General features: G+C 62.6%; 16 protein-coding genes. 11 read left to right on the top strand and 5 right to left on the bottom strand.

Annotated elements, in window-relative coordinates; translation table 11 throughout:
- Positions 1–9: 9 nt before the first annotated feature.
- Positions 10–1,176 carry an isocitrate/isopropylmalate dehydrogenase family protein gene (locus GLW01_RS06195; protein ID WP_160898528.1) on the bottom strand — a complete coding sequence of 389 codons (1,167 nt, stop codon included), beginning with the start codon at positions 1,174–1,176 and terminating at the stop codon, positions 10–12.
- 140 nt (positions 1,177–1,316) lie between these two features.
- Here GLW01_RS06195 and GLW01_RS06190 point away from each other — a divergent pair, with 140 nt between their 5' ends.
- On the top strand, positions 1,317–2,084 hold the full coding sequence (locus GLW01_RS06190; RefSeq protein ID WP_192497385.1) for an EAL domain-containing protein: 768 nt from the start codon (positions 1,317–1,319) through the stop codon (positions 2,082–2,084).
- Positions 2,084–2,434, top strand: coding sequence for a hypothetical protein (locus GLW01_RS06185; protein ID WP_160898527.1), 351 nt, complete (start codon positions 2,084–2,086; stop codon positions 2,432–2,434). Before GLW01_RS06190 ends, GLW01_RS06185 begins: the two co-directional genes overlap by 1 nt.
- Here the strand turns inward: GLW01_RS06185 and GLW01_RS06180 are convergent.
- Positions 2,366–3,340, bottom strand: coding sequence for a LysR family transcriptional regulator (locus GLW01_RS06180; protein ID WP_202405601.1), 975 nt, complete (start codon positions 3,338–3,340; stop codon positions 2,366–2,368). The two genes, GLW01_RS06185 and GLW01_RS06180, sit on opposite strands and share 69 nt — an antisense overlap.
- 327 nt (positions 3,341–3,667) lie before the next feature.
- Here GLW01_RS06180 and GLW01_RS06175 point away from each other — a divergent pair, with 327 nt between their 5' ends.
- The 8 genes from GLW01_RS06175 (at position 3,668) to GLW01_RS06140 (ending at position 11,526) form a co-directional block, all read left to right on the top strand.
- Complete coding sequence (locus GLW01_RS06175) at positions 3,668–4,873, top strand: acyl-CoA dehydrogenase family protein (protein ID WP_160898526.1); 1,206 nt, start codon at positions 3,668–3,670, stop codon at positions 4,871–4,873.
- 16 nt (positions 4,874–4,889) lie between these two features.
- Positions 4,890–5,702, top strand: a complete 813-nt coding sequence (locus GLW01_RS06170) for an SDR family oxidoreductase (protein WP_160898525.1) — start codon at positions 4,890–4,892, stop codon at positions 5,700–5,702.
- Between the two features lie 11 nt (positions 5,703–5,713).
- Positions 5,714–6,778, top strand: coding sequence for a phosphotransferase family protein (locus GLW01_RS06165; RefSeq protein WP_160898524.1), 1,065 nt, complete (start codon positions 5,714–5,716; stop codon positions 6,776–6,778).
- A 10-nt stretch (positions 6,779–6,788) separates the two neighbouring features.
- Positions 6,789–7,481 (top strand): histidine phosphatase family protein, encoded by a 693-nt coding sequence (locus GLW01_RS06160; RefSeq protein ID WP_160898523.1) that lies wholly within the window; start codon positions 6,789–6,791, stop codon positions 7,479–7,481.
- A gap of 201 nt (positions 7,482–7,682) precedes the next feature.
- Complete coding sequence (locus GLW01_RS06155; protein ID WP_151441258.1) at positions 7,683–8,447, top strand: SDR family oxidoreductase; 765 nt, start codon at positions 7,683–7,685, stop codon at positions 8,445–8,447.
- Positions 8,448–8,598: 151 nt separating this feature from the next.
- The gene (locus GLW01_RS06150) at positions 8,599–10,071 is read left to right on the top strand and encodes an NfeD family protein (protein WP_160898522.1); all 1,473 of its coding nucleotides are present in this window, start codon (positions 8,599–8,601) and stop codon (positions 10,069–10,071) included.
- Positions 10,064–10,915: a slipin family protein gene (locus GLW01_RS06145; RefSeq protein WP_160898521.1), complete on the top strand. Its 852-nt coding sequence runs from the start codon at positions 10,064–10,066 to the stop codon at positions 10,913–10,915. Before GLW01_RS06150 ends, GLW01_RS06145 begins: the two co-directional genes overlap by 8 nt.
- Positions 10,912–11,526 carry a DUF938 domain-containing protein gene (locus GLW01_RS06140; protein WP_151441572.1) on the top strand — a complete coding sequence of 205 codons (615 nt, stop codon included), beginning with the start codon at positions 10,912–10,914 and terminating at the stop codon, positions 11,524–11,526. Before GLW01_RS06145 ends, GLW01_RS06140 begins: the two co-directional genes overlap by 4 nt.
- Here GLW01_RS06140 and GLW01_RS06135 read toward each other — a convergent pair.
- A complete protein-coding gene (locus GLW01_RS06135) occupies positions 11,523–12,572 on the bottom strand; it encodes a methyltransferase domain-containing protein (protein WP_160898520.1) in 1,050 nt (349 codons plus the stop codon). The two genes, GLW01_RS06140 and GLW01_RS06135, sit on opposite strands and share 4 nt — an antisense overlap.
- A gap of 59 nt (positions 12,573–12,631) precedes the next feature.
- On the opposite strand from GLW01_RS06135, the gene GLW01_RS06130 reads away from it, so the two are divergent.
- Positions 12,632–13,285: a class I SAM-dependent methyltransferase gene (locus GLW01_RS06130; protein ID WP_202405600.1), complete on the top strand. Its 654-nt coding sequence runs from the start codon at positions 12,632–12,634 to the stop codon at positions 13,283–13,285.
- On the opposite strand, the gene fdxA is transcribed toward GLW01_RS06130, so the two are convergent.
- Together fdxA and mutS are read right to left on the bottom strand one after the other, a co-directional pair.
- The gene (gene fdxA / locus GLW01_RS06125; protein ID WP_151441574.1) at positions 13,282–13,614 is read right to left on the bottom strand and encodes a ferredoxin FdxA; all 333 of its coding nucleotides are present in this window, start codon (positions 13,612–13,614) and stop codon (positions 13,282–13,284) included. The two genes, GLW01_RS06130 and fdxA, sit on opposite strands and share 4 nt — an antisense overlap.
- A gap of 68 nt (positions 13,615–13,682) precedes the next feature.
- Complete coding sequence (gene mutS / locus GLW01_RS06120) at positions 13,683–16,277, bottom strand: DNA mismatch repair protein MutS (protein WP_151441575.1); 2,595 nt, start codon at positions 16,275–16,277, stop codon at positions 13,683–13,685.
- Positions 16,278–16,343: the final 66 nt, after the last annotated feature.

Raw genomic sequence — 16,343 nt, 5'->3', positions numbered from 1 at the left:
TCCGGGCGGTCACTGACCGCCCAGTCGTGCCAGGATCGCGTCGCCTAGAGCATCAGTGGTGCGCTCTTCGTGTCCGTGTTCCGCCAGGTCGGCGGCCACGGCGCTGTACAGTGCGTGGCCAGCACGTGCCAGTGCCGGCCGCTCCTCTCCCAGCCAGTCCAGCATGCGCGCTGTTGTGAACAGCATGGCGGTCGGGTCAGCTCTGTTCTGGCCCGCGATATCCGGGGCGCTGCCGTGAGTGGGCTCGAACATGGAGGGCTGGCTGCGGTCGTCCGGGTTGAGGTTGCATGAAGGCGCCACGCCCAACCCCCCGGAGATGACCGCCGCAAGATCCGTCAGGATGTCGCCCTGGAGGTTGCTGGCAACCACGACGTCGAAGGCCCAGGGGGCCTGGACGAACTTCATGCAGGCGGCGTCCACCAGTTCGTGGTGGGTGGCCACATCCGGGTAGTCCTTGGCGACCTCCGCGAATACCTCGGTGTACATATCCCCCCAATGGCGCAGGGCGTTGCGCTTGGTGATCAGACAGACCTGGCTTTCCAGCTGTTCCCCATCAGGATTCCCGAAGGTCCGGGGTTTACCGGTTTCATGGCGTTCACCGGCACGCTTGCGGGCCCGTTCAAAGCCAAAGCGGATGATCCTTTCGGTGGCGAAGCGCGTGAAAATTTCCGTCTGGGTAGCGATTTCGCCGGGCTGGCCCTGGCGCAGCCGTCCACCCTGGCCGACGTACTCACCTTCACTGTTCTCGCGGATGACCAGCATGTCCGTATCCGCTGCGCGCGGGTCGGCCAGGTACTGCCGGGCGCCCTTGAGCTGGTGCGCCGGGCGCTCGCAGACCCACTGGTCAAAGCCCTTGCGCATCTGCAGCAGCGGGCTGAGAGAGACACTGTCGGAGAGGACATAGCGGTGAGGGTCCCGGCTGGGTCCCGGGTCACCCAGAGCCCCCAGGAGAATGGCGTCATAGCCGGCCAGTCTGGTCATGGCGTCCGCCGGCATCATGTCGCCGTTGCGGCGGTGCCACTCTGTCGAGGGCCACTCGAAGACATCCCATTCGAGCAGGAGATCGTATTGTTGCCTGAGATGGTCCAGAGCACGCAGGGACTGCTGGATTACATCGGGTCCGATACCGTCGCCAGGGGTGACGGCGATGCGTGTGGGCTTGCTTGAGGTGGCCATGGTCAGATCCTGATTTGACGCCGGGTGACATTTTTTACTGTAGGCGCTCTTGTATCTGTGGCAAGTTCTATACTGAAATCAGAGCAGGAATCCGTGTAAATACCGGTTTCACCGTCTGAAGCGTTTTTTTGGGAAGGGGTATGGAAGAAGAGGAGCTGTTTGACCAGTCGCACTGCGAGCACTGTGCCTGCGGTGCTGGCCTGGACTTTGATTTTTCCTTCGCATTCCAGCCAATTGTGGATGCGGACACCGGCGGGATTCTGGCCCACGAGGCGCTGGTACGCGGTCTCAATGGCGAGGGGGCCGGGGAGGTTCTCGGGCGGGTGACACGCAAGAATATGTACCGGTTTGACCAGGCGTGCCGGGTCAAGGCGGTGAAACTGGCATCGGAGCTGGGCATGACGTCCAAGCTGTGTATCAATTTCATGCCCAACGCGGTGTACCGGGCGGAGACCTGCATCCAGACGACGCTGGCGGCGGCGAACAGGTATGATTTCGACACCAGCCGGCTGGTTTTCGAGTTCACGGAAGTGGAGAACCTTGCGGATACCGATCACCTGATCAGCATCATCGATGCCTATGAGGAGATGGGGTTTGACATTGCCCTGGATGACTACGGGGCCGGTTATTCCCGGATGAACCTGCTGACGGACACCACCCCGGAGTACCTGAAACTGGACATGTCGCTCATCCGGGATGTGGAGCAGTATCCACGCAAACAGGCGGTGATCGAGGGAGTCCTGCTGACGAATGACCGTCTCGGTATTGCAACCATTGCCGAAGGCGTCGAGACTGAGGCCGAGTATCAGTGGTGCCGTGGCATGGGGATCCGCTATTTCCAGGGCTATCTGCTGGCCAGACCGGGGTTCGAGACGCTGCCGTCCCCCTATATTCCGAGTGACCATTAGTGTTCTATCGCGTGATTATCTTCGTTATCGGACTGGCTCTGGTTGGCCTGACCTTCGCACTCATGTGGGCGGGCGCCGGATTCTTCCTCGACCGGATGGGTGAGAAGGAGCGTGTGTTCGAGCGCGCCCGCCTGATCGCCATCTGGACCTTTGCCGGTTTCGGGATCGGGCTGCTGTTCATGGGTCTGGGCGGGCCGGTACTGGGAACGGTGGCGTTCTACCGCAGTGCCCGGGCCACCCTGCCGCACATCAGCGAAGCCAGGGTCCTGCTCTGGGGCTTTTCAGTGGTTCTCCTGAGTACCCTGGTGGCCGGAGGTCTGCTCTTCGGTGGTCTGGCCCTGGTCGCCTGATCCCCCGGGCGTTTTCAGGGCGTGGAGCCGTTCCCGGAACCAATTGAGAGCCGGTTCACGTTCGTGCTGGCGGTGCCAGTAGAGATGCACATCCACCTCCGGCATGCCTTCGGGTGGCTCCAGAAGCGCGACATCCAGGTACTGGCCGATGATGTCCGCATAGGCCTCGGGCATGGTCACCAGCAGGTCCGTTTCAGCTGCCACCCGGCAGGCTGCGAAATAATGCTGGCAGCGTAGTGCGATCCGGCGCCGATGCCCGCGGGCACTGAGTGCGAAGTCCTCCAGCCCCTGACCCTCGGCCCGGGATGAGACCAGCACATGGCCGGCGGCGAGGTAACGCTCGAGGGTCATGCCCTGCCGGGCGATGGCCGAACCCCGCCGCGCCACCACCACCAGCCGGTCCTCATGCAGGCGTTCATGGGCGGTCTGGTCGCTCACCGGCAGCAGGACATCCACCGCGAAATCCAGCTTGCCCGCCGCCAGCTGCTGCTCCATCTCCCGTCGGGGCACCCGTTGGCTGACCACCTCGATCCCCGGATACTGCGTCATCTCCTGCATCAGCGGCGGCAGAAAGGTCGCCTCGAGCACATCCCTGAGCGCGATGTTGAATACCCTGGGCTGCTGCTCGGGGGTGAATTCATGGAAGGCGTTCAGGGCGGAGTGAATCTCACTCAGAGCCGGGTGCACGGAACTGGCCAGGCGCTGGGCGAGGGGCGTGGGCACCATGCGGTTGCCCTGGCGGCGGAAAAGGGCATCGTCGAACTGCTCGCGCAGCCGTGCCAGGGAGTGGCTGACGGCGGGCTGGGTGAGGTGCAGGATCTCGCTGGCGCGGGTGAGACTGCCTTCGCGGTAGATGGTGATGAAGACGGTGAGGAGGTTCAGGTCTAGGCGGTTACCGGGGATCATGATGGGTGTCTCTCTGTATTAGTATTCTGCATAACATGCAATGAGGATAATTCAGTAGCCTTATCCGGTACAGGTTTCTACACTTTCAGTATCAATCGCGCAGGGGTGCTTCGGGGAGGCTTCTGCGGGAAACGCCACGAGTACTTTTCAGCTGCGCTGTCCTGCTCCGCTGAAAAGTCCAGGGTTTACCTCCGTGTAAACCCGTTTGCGCTTGAGCGCGCAAACCCATGTAGGCTGCTCTTCCGCCATCCATGGCTCCAGAGCTTCCCGCAGAAGCCTCCCCGAAGCACCCCCTCAGACACCTGTGAAAGCAGCCGGAGGTCCCCCATGGACTTTGAGCTCTCAGAAAAAGGCCAGGATTTCTACAACCGGGTCTGTCAGTTCATGAAAGACGAGATTGAACCCATCGAGGCGGATTATTTCCGCGAACTGCACAGCCTGGACAACCCCTGGGTGGTGCTGCCGGTGATCGAAGAGCTCAAGGCCAAGGCGAAGGCCCAGGGGCTGTGGAACATGTTCCTGCCCAAGAGTGACCTGGGCGCCGGGCTGAGCAACGCCGATTACGCGGTGATCGCGGAGCAGACCGGGCGCAGCTTCATAGCGCCGGAGATCTTCAACTGCAACGCGCCGGATACCGGCAACATGGAGGTGCTCTACTACTACGGCTCTGAGGAACAGCAGGAGCGGTGGCTCAAGCCGCTTCTGGCGGGCGAGATCCGTTCGGCGTTCTGCATGACGGAGCCGGATGTCGCCTCCTCGGATGCGACCAACATGGAGGCGACCGCGACCATCGAGGGCGATGAAGTGGTGCTGAACGGGCGCAAGTGGTGGAGCACGGGTATCGGCCACCCGAACTGCCAGGTGCTGATCTTCATGGGCCTGACCGATCCGGACGCCAACCGTCACCAGCGCCATTCCATGGTGGTGGTCCCGAAGGACACACCCGGTGTAAAGGTAGAGCGGATGCTGAAGGTGTTCGGGGATGAGGATGCCCCTCATGGTCACGGCGAAGTGAGCTTCGACAACGTCCGGCTGCCGAAGAGTGCCATCATCAAGGCACCGGGGGCCGGTTTCGAGATTGCCCAGGGGCGGCTCGGGCCGGGCCGCGTGCACCACTGCATGCGGGCCATCGGTGCCGCTGAGCGGGCACTGGAAAAGATGATCCGCCGGGCCAACTCGCGTGAAGCCTTCGGTAAGCCGCTGTCGAAGCTCGGCGGTAATCCGGACATCATCGCCCGGGCACGCATGAACATCGAACAGGCGCGGCTGCTGACGCTCAAGACCGCCTGGCTGCTGGATACCAAGGGTGTCGGCGGCGCACTGAGCGAAGTGTCACAGATCAAGGCCGTGGTTCCGGAGATGCTGTGTACCATTGTGGACCAGGCCATCCAGATGCACGGTGGCGGTGGCGTCAGTGACGACCACGAGCTGGCCGCCATGTACGGCGCGGCGCGGTCACTGCGGCTGGCGGATGGGCCGGATGAGGTGCACCGGGCCATGGTGGCAAGGCTTGAGCTGGCCAAATACCGATAACAAAGGAAGACAACGCATGAGCCAACGGGTATTCATCACCGGCGGGGCCAGTGGCCTCGGCCGGGCACTGGCACTGAACTACGCCCGCCAGGGCGCACGGGTTTGCATTGGCGACATCACGCCGGAACAGGGTGTGGAAACCGAAAGTGCCATTAACGAGGCCGGCGGCGAGGGACTTTTCCTCGAATGCGACGTACGCCGGCTCAACAGTCTTGAAAAGGCAAAGGACGCCCTGGTGGAGCGCTGGGGTGGCGTGGACGTGGTCGTCAACAACGCGGGTGTAGCCTCTGCAGGCTCCATCGAGGACACCACCATCTCGGACTGGGAGTGGATCCTGGACATCAACGTCATGGGTGTGGTCCGGGGCTGCAAGGTGTTTACACCGCTCCTCAAAGAGCAGGGCAGTGGCACCATCGTCAACATTGCCTCCATGGCGGGGCTGATGCTGGCACCGCTGATGTGCAGCTACAACGTCTCCAAGGCCGGCGTCATCGCGCTTTCCGAGACCATGAACCATGAGTTCCTCGACACCGGCGTGAACGTCTGTGTGGTCTGCCCGGCGTTTTTCCAGACAAACCTGACCTCGAGCATGCGTTCGAGCATTCCGGGCATCCAGAACAACGTGAACAAGCTGATGCAGCGCTCCAGCGTGACCGCGGACGATGTGGCGGAAGACGTTGCCCGTGCCGTGCGCAAGGGGAGTTTCTGGGTGCTGCCGCACAAGACTGAACGCCGCCTGTGGTACATCAAGCGCGCCAGCCCGAAGGCTTTTGATTTCCTGCTGGGGATGGAAAGCAAGCGCTGGATGAAAAAGATGCAGAAGAACTGAGCGAGGCGACCATGACCCTGATTGATCAGCCAACGGAAACCCGCGAGGGCGAGGCGCTGGACCCGGCCGCGGTGGATCGCTTTATGAAGCAGCAGCTGCCTGAGCTGGAAGGCGAGCCTGTGATCCGCCAGTACCCGGGCGGCGCTTCAAACCTGACCTACCAGATCGACTACGGCGAGCGCTCCTTCGTCCTGCGCCGCCCTCCGTTCGGTCACAAGGCCAAATCGGCCCACGACATGCTGCGCGAGGCGCGCATCATGCGTGCACTCAAGCCGGTCTACCCCTATGTTCCGGATATCATCGCTATCTGCGATGACCATGACGTGCTCGGTGACGAGTTCTACGTGATGGAACGCCTCAAGGGCATTATCCTGCGTCAGGATTTTCCCGAGGGTTTCGAGCTCAGTGAGCAGGACACCCGCAAGCTGTGCGGCAACGTGGTCGACAAGCTGGTGGACCTGCACCGGGTGGATTATCAGGCCGCGGGTCTGGATCAGATCGGCAAGGGGGCAGGCTATGTGAAGCGCCAGATTGACGGCTGGAGTGATCGCTTCCGCAAGGCCCGTACCGACGATGTGAGCGACTTCGAGCCGGTCATGACCTGGTTGCAGGAGAAGATGCCGGAGGATGTGGCCACCTGCGTTATCCATAACGATTTCCGCTTCGACAACGTCGTGCTGAACCCGGAGAACCCCTTTGAGGTGATCGGCATTCTGGACTGGGAAATGGCGACGCTTGGCGATCCGCTGATGGATCTGGGCAACAGCCTGGCCTACTGGGTGCAGGCGGACGACGACCAGTTCTTCCAGATGCTGAGGCGCCAGCCCACGCACCGGCCGGGCATGATGAGCCGGGAAGAGGTGGTGGCCTATTACATGGAGCGCTCCGGCTTCCATGCGGACAACTTCGACTTCTATGAGGTCTACGGGCTGTTCCGCCTGGCGGGCATCGTGCAGCAGATCTATTACCGCTACTACCACGGTCAGACCCAGGACAAGCGCTTTGCGGGCTTCGGCCAGGCAGCGAATTACCTGGAGCAGCGCTGCAAGCGGTTGATCGAGAAGAGCAGCCTGTAGGAGCGGATCGATGGCAACACTCCACCTGATCCGTCATGGGCAGGCGAGTTTCGGCGCGTCGGATTACGACCGGCTTTCGCAGCGTGGCTGGGAGCAGGGTCGGGTTCTGGGGCGCTGGATTGGCCGGCATACCCAGCCCGAACGGCTGTTCGGCGGTGAGTTGCGCCGTCATCGCGAGACCATAGAGGCGATGGCGGAAGGCTTCGGGGATGGGCTGCCGGAGGCGGCGGTGCACCCGGGGCTGAATGAGTTTGACCATCGGTCGGTGCTGGAGGCGTACCGGCCGGGGTGGGGAAACCCGGAGGAGATGGCCCGGCAGCTGGCGAAAGAGGCGGATCCGCGGAAGGCGTTCCAGCATGCGTTCAGTGAGGCGATCCGGCGCTGGATCGGGGGCGAGAACGAGGGGGATTATCCGGAGTCCTGGCGGGCGTTCAGGGAGCGTGTGCTGCAGGGGATTGATGAGGTGATCCGGGATGCCGGGGATGCGAAGCATGTGTTCGTGGTGACCTCGGGTGGGCCGATCAGTGTGGTGGCCCAGTCGCTATTGGATCTGGATGACATGCGGGCGTTCCGGCTGAATGAGGTGCTGGCGAATGCGAGTGTGTCGCGGGTGCTGTTCAGTGGGGATCGGCGGTCGCTGGCTGTTTTTAACAGTTTTGGGCATCTCGAAGGGGAAGACCCGAAGTTGGTCACCTATCGATGAGAATCGTGATCTCAGGACTGCGAATGTGTTGCAGGAGTGGGAGCGGGGACGGCCAATCGGGAAAGGCCACAAGTACATCCCTGTAGGCTGCTCTTCCGCCATCCATGGCTCCAGAGCTTCCCGATTGGCCGTCACCGCTCCCACTCGACCGGCCATAACGATGACGCAACGAATGAAAACTGGAAAACAAGGAATTGGAAAATGAGTGATCTGTTTGACCTGACGGGCCGCATTGCCCTGGTAACCGGTGCCAGCCGTGGTATCGGCGAGGAAATTGCCAAGCTGCTGGCGAAGCAGGGGGCGCAGGTGATTGTGTCCAGCCGCAAGATTGATGGCTGTGAGGCGGTGGCGCAGGCGATCCGTGACGAGGGTGGCAAGGCTGAGGCCATTGCGTGCCATATCGGGGAGATGGAGCAGATTGAGGCCATCTTCGCGGATATTGAAGGGCGTTACGGGCGGCTGGATATCCTGGTGAACAATGCGGCGGCGAATCCGTACTTCGGTCCCATTGAGGACACTGATGAGGCGGCCTTCAACAAGACGGTGGATGTGAACATCCGGGGTTACTTCTTCATGACCAGCGCGGGTGTGAACCTGATGAAGAAGCATGGCGGTGGTTCCATTGTGAACGTGGCGTCGGTGAACGGGGTGATCCCGGGGCATTACCAGGGGATCTATTCCATCTCGAAGGCGGCGGTGATCCAGATGACCAAGTCGTTCGCCACCGAGCTGGGAACCAAGGGCGTGCGTGTGAACGCGCTGCTTCCGGGGCTGACGGATACGAAGTTCGCCAGTGCCCTGACCACCAACGATTCCATCAAGCAGCAGGCACTGGCGCATATCCCGCAGAAGCGGATTGCGGAGCCGAGCGAAATGGCCGGGGCGGTGCTTTATCTGGTCTCGGATGCGGCCAGCTACACCACGGGCACCTGCCTGAACGTGGATGGTGGTTACCTCACCGTGTAACGTCTCCCCTATCCTGTAGGAGTGCGCCTCGCGCGCGGTACGATCAAATGATCGCGAGCAGGGCTCGCTTCTACGGGTCATTCTTCTCTTGTCAAACCACCTGAAATCCACCATCTTTCATTGGAGAACCTCTTTTCAGGGAAGAGCTTCAATGCGTCGACTGCCACGTCTGGTTTCACTGCTCCTGCTTTTCGCCGGTGCCCTGCTGTTGAGTGTTCAGGCTCAGGAGGCAGGGGATGATGGCCGTGCGCCGGCGGATGTCCGGGTTATGACGATCCAGGAGGCGATTGGGCCGGCGGTGTCGGATTGGTTCCTGCGCACGTTGGCGGATGCGGAGGCGCAGGGGGCGGATCTTCTCGTGGTGGAGCTGGATACGCCGGGGGGGCTGAGTAAGTCCATGCGGGACATGATCCAGGGCATCCTCTCCTCAAAGGTGCCGGTGGCAACCTACGTGACGCCCCGTGGCGCGCGGGCGGCGAGCGCCGGAACCTATCTTCTCTATGCGTCCCATGTGGCGGCCATGGCGCCGGCGACCAATCTGGGCTCGGCGACGCCAGTGCAGATCGGTGGCGGGGGTGGTCAGGATGAGGGGGGTGGTTCCCCGTTCAGCCTCCAGGCCGACGATGGCGCCGCGGCTGGTGATACCGGCAAAGACGGTACTGCCGAGGGGGCGTCAGAGGAGGGAGATGGAGCATCAGCCGGGCAGAGTGGCGATGCCGGTAACGCCAGTGCCATGGAGAAGAAGGTGATCAATGATGCCGTGGCCTACATTCGTGGCCTGGCGGAGCTGCGTGGGCGCAATGCGGACTGGGCGGAGCAGGCAGTGCGCGAGGCGGTGAACCTCTCCTCGAGTGCGGCGCTTGAGAAGAATGTGATCGATATCCGTGCCGACAGTCTTGAGGACATGCTTGCCCAGGCGGACGCCATGGAAGTGGATGTGGATGGCGTGATGCAGACGCTGACCCTGGCCGATCACCGCATCAGTCGTATCCAGAAGGACTGGCGCACCGAGTTCCTGACGGTGATCACGGATCCGAGTGTGGCGTACATTCTGATGCTGGTGGGCATCTATGGCCTGATCCTGGAGTTCTACAACCCGGGCATGGGTGTGCCCGGCGTCGTGGGCGCCATCTGTCTGCTGGTGGGGCTGTACGCATTGCAGATGCTGCCCATCAGCTATGTGGGGCTGGCACTGATGCTGCTGGGGATCGGGCTGATGGTGGTTGAGGCGGTTTCCCCGAGTTTCGGGATCCTGGGGGTCGGTGGGGCCGTGGCCTTTGTGATCGGCTCCGTCATGCTGATGGACACGGACCTTCCGGGCTACCAGATCGCCATGCCTGTGATCGCGGCATTTTCGGTGTCGACCTTCCTGATCATGGTGCTGGTGCTGCGTATGGCACTGCAGTCAACGCGCAAAGCGGTGGTCAGCGGCTCTGAGGGTATGCAGGGCACTACGGCCGTGGCAATACGGGACTTTGACGGGGGGGTAGGTTGGGTGCGTGTGCTTGGCGAGATCTGGCAGGCGCACTCGGCGGATCCGGTTCGTGAAGGAGATGTTGTGGTTATCCAGAACGTGGAAGGACTCAAACTGACAGTCAGGTCGGAGGGCCAGTCGAATGATTGAATATTTCACCATAGCCATTGTACTGATCGTCATCAGTCTGCTGGTGAGCATGTTCCGGATCCTGCGGGAGTACGAGCGGGGTGTGATCTTCCTGCTGGGCCGGTTCCAGAAAGTGAAGGGGCCGGGGCTGATCATCGTGATCCCGTTCATTCAGCAGATGGTGCGCACGGATCTGCGGACGATTGTCCTGGATGTGCCTTCTCAGGACGTGATCTCGCGGGATAACGTCTCGGTGAAGGTCAATGCGGTGCTGTATTTCCGGGTGATGGATCCACAGAATGCGGTCATCAACGTGGAGAATTTCTATGCGGCCACCAGCCAGCTGGCTCAGACCACGCTGCGTTCGGTGCTGGGCAAGCATGAGCTGGACGACATGCTGGCCTCCAGGGACCAGCTTAATGAGGACATCCAGGAGATTCTGGATGCCCAGACCGACGCCTGGGGCATCAAGGTCGCAAACGTTGAGATCAAGCACGTGGATCTGGACGAGTCCATGATCCGCGTGATTGCGCGCCAGGCGGAGGCTGAGCGTACACGGCGGGCCAAGATCATCCATGCCGAGGGTGAGCAGCAAGCCTCCGAGCGGCTGCTGGAGGCGGCGCGGACGCTGTCGAAGCGTTCCGAGGCGTTGCAGCTGCGGTATCTGCAGACTCTCACCGATATCGCCAATGATAAGACCAATACCATTGTCTTCCCGGTGGACCTGCTGCGGGACCTGAAAAAGACCGTGGCCGGGATGGAAACGCCGGAGCCGGATGATGGGGGTGAGGAGCCGGCTCATTCGTCTTCGGAGTTTCCGGATACCAGTGCGGTTCTCGGCGGAGAAGAGAGTGGTAAAGCATGACGGAAACACCAGAGAAACCCTTTGCGCCGGCCTGTGAGCGCAATCAGGAACCGATCCGGGAGGTTCTGGCAGAGGTCCTGACCCAGCCCGCGAAGGTGCTGGAGCTGGGCAGCGGGACCGGCCAGCATGCGGTCTATATGGCGCGCCACCTGCCGCACCTGGAGTGGCAGCCCACGGACATCGCCGAGAATCTTGATGGCATCCGGCAATGGCGGCGTGAGGCGAAGCTGCGCAATGTGCGTGACCCACTGGAGGTGGACGCGCTTGATGCTGGGGTCCGTCTGGGGGAAACCTTTGATGCGGTGTTCACTGCCAACACCGTGCATTTCGTGTCCTGGCGCATCGTTAACGGTCTGCTGGCAATCAGCGCCGCCCACCTGCGCCAGGGCGGTGATCTGCTGATCTATGGGCCCTTCAATGAGGATGGTGGCTACACCAGTGAGGGCAACGCGGAGCTGGATGCCTGGCTCCAGGAGCGGGATCCGTCCAGCGGCATCAAGGACCGGGCGGTCTTCAATGCGCTGGCGGCGGATTATGGTTTCGAGGCCGTGGAACGTTTCCGCATGCCGGCCAACAACCAGCTCCTGAGGTTTGTGCGCGGCAGCGCCTAGCAGCAGCTGCCGCCCGCCCCCTCCGTTCCGGACTCGGGGTCATCAAAGGGCAGTGCCGTGCCGCAGCCCTCGAAGATCCCGAAATGGGTGCTGAAATCGCCGATGAACCTGAAATGCTCGGCAAAGCGGGTATCCGCCAGCATCATCCAGGTGTTGCCGCAGACCGGGAAGACGCGGCCGCGCTCAATGTGGTGGTGTTTGTCCAGCCGGCATACCGCATCCTCACCGGGAATCGTCCCCTGATAGATCACCGCCTGGCCGTAATCCTCGCAGTGGGGCTCCAGTCCGGGCAGCTTGAACAGGCGATAGGTGGCGGAGAAGAAGCGCGCCGGGGCGAGGCGTGCCTCAATGGCTTCGTTCTCGATGGTCAGCGGCCGGTCTTCCACCAGGCGCGGGTCGGTAAAGCCGGTCTTTCGGGCCAGGTTCTCGAAATCATTCCAGTAGAGGGCGCCCGAAAGGCACTCGCCGTACAGCACCGGATCCTCTTTCAGGTGTGCCGGTATGCGACGGTCGGCGTACACATCCGAGAAGTAGAATTCACCGCCGGGCTTGAGCACGCGCTGTACTTCCGACAGCACTTTCTCCTTGTCCGGGCTCAGGTTGATCACGCAGTTGGAGATGACGATGTCGAAGTAGTCGTCCTCAAGGTCCAGCTCGTCCAGCTGCTCAATGTAGCCCTCAAGAAAGCGCACGTTGGAACGGGCGTGGCCGAAGGCCTCCCTGTGGTACTCCTGGTGGCGGCGGGCGATGGCCAGCTGTTCCGGGGTCATGTCCACACCCACGACCTCACCCTGTTCACCGACCAGCTTCGACAGCACGTAACAGTCCCGGCCGCTGCCGCTGCCCAGATCCAGAATGCGCGCGCCCTCGAGAAGCTGGGGGGCGACCAGGCCACAGCCGTAATAGTGGGACAGCACTTCGTCGTGCAGGCTGGCGAGGATGGGCTTGAGCCATTCCGGTGGCGCCTGGTCGCAACAGGCATTGGTCTGCAGGTCCTGGGTGCCCTGGAGCTGGCGGCCGTAGTAATCCTGAACGTCTTCTCTCATAATTCGCGTCGCTGTTCCGTTCTGTGACTGATCATCCGGGAGACCCATTGCAGGCGCCCATGTTACACAACGCCGTACCCGATTGCCCGGTGTGTGAAAGCGGTACGACCGCGGCGTTCATGACGATTGGTGAGCGCGACTACTGGCGCTGCCATCAGTGCGAGGCCACCTTTCTTGAGCCTTCCCAGCGGCCCGAGCCGGCGGCGGAAAAAGCCGAGTATGACCAGCATGACAACGACGAAAGGGACCCGGGCTACCGGCGTTTCCTGGCGCGGCTCGCGGACGAACTGATGCCGCGCCTGACGCGGGGAGATCGGGTGCTGGATTTCGGCTGTGGCCCCGGACCCGCACTGGTGACCATGCTGCGCGAGGCGGGGTTCGCCGCCGACGGCTATGATCCCTTCTACGCGCCGGACGAGGCGCTTCTAGGGCGCTCGTACCAGGCGATCACCTGCACCGAGGTGGTTGAGCATCTGCATGACCCGGCAGCTACCTTCCGGCTGTTGGACCGGCTGCTGCTGCCTGGGGGCTGGCTGGGCGTGATGACCTGTTTCCAGACGGACGACGACCGGTTCGCCGGCTGGCACTACCGGCGGGATCCGACCCATGTGGTGTTCTACAGGGAAGCCACGCTGCATCGGGTCGCGGCGCGGTTCGGCTGGCACTGTGAGGTGCCACGCAAGGACGTGGCTCTTATGCGGAAACCGGTCTAGGCGCCGTCGCGCTCCAGGTACTGTTTCTTGCCCTTGACGCCATCCCATTGCTCGGCGTCTTCCGGCGGATCCTTCTTCTCTGTGATGTTCGGCCATTTGGCCGCCAGATCCGCGTTGATCTCCAGGAACTCCTCCTGGTCATCGGGCAGTTCGTCCTCGGAATAGATGGCCTCGGCCGGACACTCCGGTTCACAGAGAGCACAGTCAATGCACTCGTCCGGGTCGATGGCGAGGAAGTTCGGCCCCTCGTAGAAACAGTCCACGGGGCAGACTTCCACGCAGTCGGTGTACTTGCACTTGATGCAGTTTTCAGTAACGACAAACGTCATGGTTACATCCTGGCGATGGTTCAGGCGGCTATTCTAGGGTCGGGCGACGGGGTCTGCAATGACCCGGCTCAATCGCCGCCAAGGCGTTCCCGCAGACGGGCCCGCAGCTCATACAGGGTGTTGAGCGCTTCACGCGGGCTCATGCCGTCCGGGTCGATTCCTAGGATATCACGTTCCTCCGGCGAGGGTTCCAGGCTGGCGAACATGTCCGCCTGCATGGCCGAGGCCGGAGCCGGTTCGGCGCGTGTTGCGCCGGCGCTGCCCTCGAGTTCGTCCAGTTTGCGCCGGGCATTGTCGATGACGTCCACCGGTACCCCGGCAAGCCGCGCCACCTGCAGCCCGTAGCTGCGGCTGGCGGCGCCCTCATGGACACTGTGCAGAAAGACGATGCTGTCCTCGTGCTCCGTGGCGGTAAGGTGGACGTTACGGGCGCTACCGGCCTGCTCCGGCAGGCTGGTGAGCTCAAAGTAGTGGGTGGCGAACAGGGTGTAGCTGCCGACATCCCGGGCCAGACGCTCGGCCGCTGCCCAGGCCAGCGACAGGCCGTCGAAGGTGCTGGTGCCGCGACCCACCTCGTCCATCAGTACCAGGCTCTCGGGCGTGGCGTTGTGCAGGATGTTGGCGGTTTCGGTCATTTCCACCATAAAGGTGGAGCGGCCGCTGGCGATGTCGTCCGAGGCGCCCATGCGGGTGAAGATGCGGTCCACCGGGCCCAGGGTGGCGCTTTCGGCCGGTACATGGCTGCCGCAGTAGGCGAGCAGGGTGATCAGCGCGGTCTGGCGCATGTAGGTGGATTTACCGCCCATGTTGGGGCCTGTGATCACCAGCATGCGGTTGCGGTCGTCCAGGTGCAGGTCGTTGGGCACGAAGGGGGCATCCTGGAGGTATTCCACCACCGGGTGACGGCCCTGGCTGATGGCGATGCCGGGTTCGTCACTGAATGCTGGGGCATTGAAGCGCAGGCTCTGGGCCCTTTCGGCGAAATTGGTCAGCACATCCAGCTCGCAGAGGGCACCTGCGGTTTCCTGGAGGTCCGAAAGATGTTCGCCCAGATGCTTCACGAGCTCGTCATAGAGATACTTCTCCCGCGCCAGGGCGCGGCTCTTCGCACTCAGGGCGCGGTCCTCGAACTCCTTGAGTTCGGGGGTGATGAACCGTTCGGCGTTCTTCAGCGTCTGCCGGCGGATGTATTCCGTGGGCGCATTGTGGGACTGGGTCCGGCTGATCTCGATGTAGTAGCCGTGAACCCGGTTGTAGCCCACCTTGAGAGTATTGATTCCGGTGCGCTCCCGTTCGCGCTCTTCCACCTGCATCAGGTAGTCGCCGGCGTTCTCGCTGAGGCTGGTGAGTTCGTCCAGTTCCCCGTCGTAGCCGGCACGCAGCACGCCACCGTCGCGTACTACCACCGGTGGGTTGTCCACAATCGCCCGTTCCAGCGTTTCCGCCAACACCGGGTAGGTTGCTATGCGTTCGGCGATTGCCTGCAGGTGGGGCAACTCCAGGCGCGCCATGTCCTGTTGGAGTTCGGGCAGGGTGATCAGGGCATCGCGCAGCCGCGCCAGGTCCCTGGGCCGGGCGGAACCCAGACCGACCCGGGAGAGAATGCGCTCAATATCACCGATCCCGCGCAGGCGTTCGTGGATGGCCTCATGCTGATGATCGGTCAGCAGGGCGCTGACGCTGTCGCGGCGCTGGCGCACAGTCCCGGCATCGCGCAGGGGGCGATTGAGCCAGCGCCGCAGCAGCCGCCCGCCCATGGCGGTGGCAGTGCGGTCCATGACCGAGGCCAGCGTGTTCTGCTGGCCGCCGGCAAGGTTGGTGTCGATTTCCAGGTTGCGGCGGCTGGCCGCGTCCATGGAGACGCTCTCCTCACGCCGTTCGCGGCTGAGCCTGCGGATGTGCGGCAGGTTGTTGCGCTGGGTGTCACGAGCGTACTGCAGCAGGCAGCCGGCGGCCTGTATGGCCAGGGTCAGATCCTCGCAGCCGAAACCACGCAGGTCACGCACCTGCAGCTGGCGCGTCAGCAGCCGGTGAGCGGATTCCATCTCGAACAGCCAGGGACCCTGGCGGCGGATACCGCTGAAGCCTTCCAGCAGTTCCGGGCTGGGGAAGTCCTCGCTGATCAGGATCTCGGCGGGCTGCAGACGTTCCAGTTCGGCGCTCAGGGCCTCTTCCGAATCCAGCTCCTCAACGACGAACTGACCGGAGGAGATCTCCAGGGTGGCGATGCCGAAGGCCCCCTTGTGGGAATGTATCGCCATGAGCAGGTTGTCCCGGCGTTCCTCCAGCAGCGCCTCGTCGCTCAGGGTGCCCGGGGTGACGATGCGCACCACCTCGCGGTCCACCGGCCCCTTGCTGGTTTCCGGGTCACCGGTCTGTTCACAGATGGCGATGGCGTGGCCGCCGCGGACCAGGCGCGCGATGTAGTTTTCCGCCGAATGGTAGGGCACACCGGCCATGGGCACCGGCTGACCGGCGGACTGGCCGCGTGCGGTCAGGGTGATGTCCAGCATCTCGGCGGCGCGGCGTGCGTCCTCGTAGAACAGTTCGTAGAAGTCGCCCATGCGGTAGAACAGCAGCTCATTCGGGTGCTGGGCCTTGAGCTGCAGGTACTGGCGCATCATCGGCGTGTGGCTGTTGAGATCGGGTTCCGCTGCGGACATGCTGTTATTGAGCCTGCTGATCTGGTGGAATGCACGATTCTAGTCCCATGAACCCGCGAACGAAAC

The sequence above is a fragment of the Vreelandella halophila genome (assembly GCF_009856365.1).
In the GTDB taxonomy this organism is placed as follows: domain Bacteria; phylum Pseudomonadota; class Gammaproteobacteria; order Pseudomonadales; family Oleiphilaceae; genus Halospina; species Halospina utahensis_B.
This window is presented reverse-complemented; position numbering and strand designations above follow the sequence as displayed.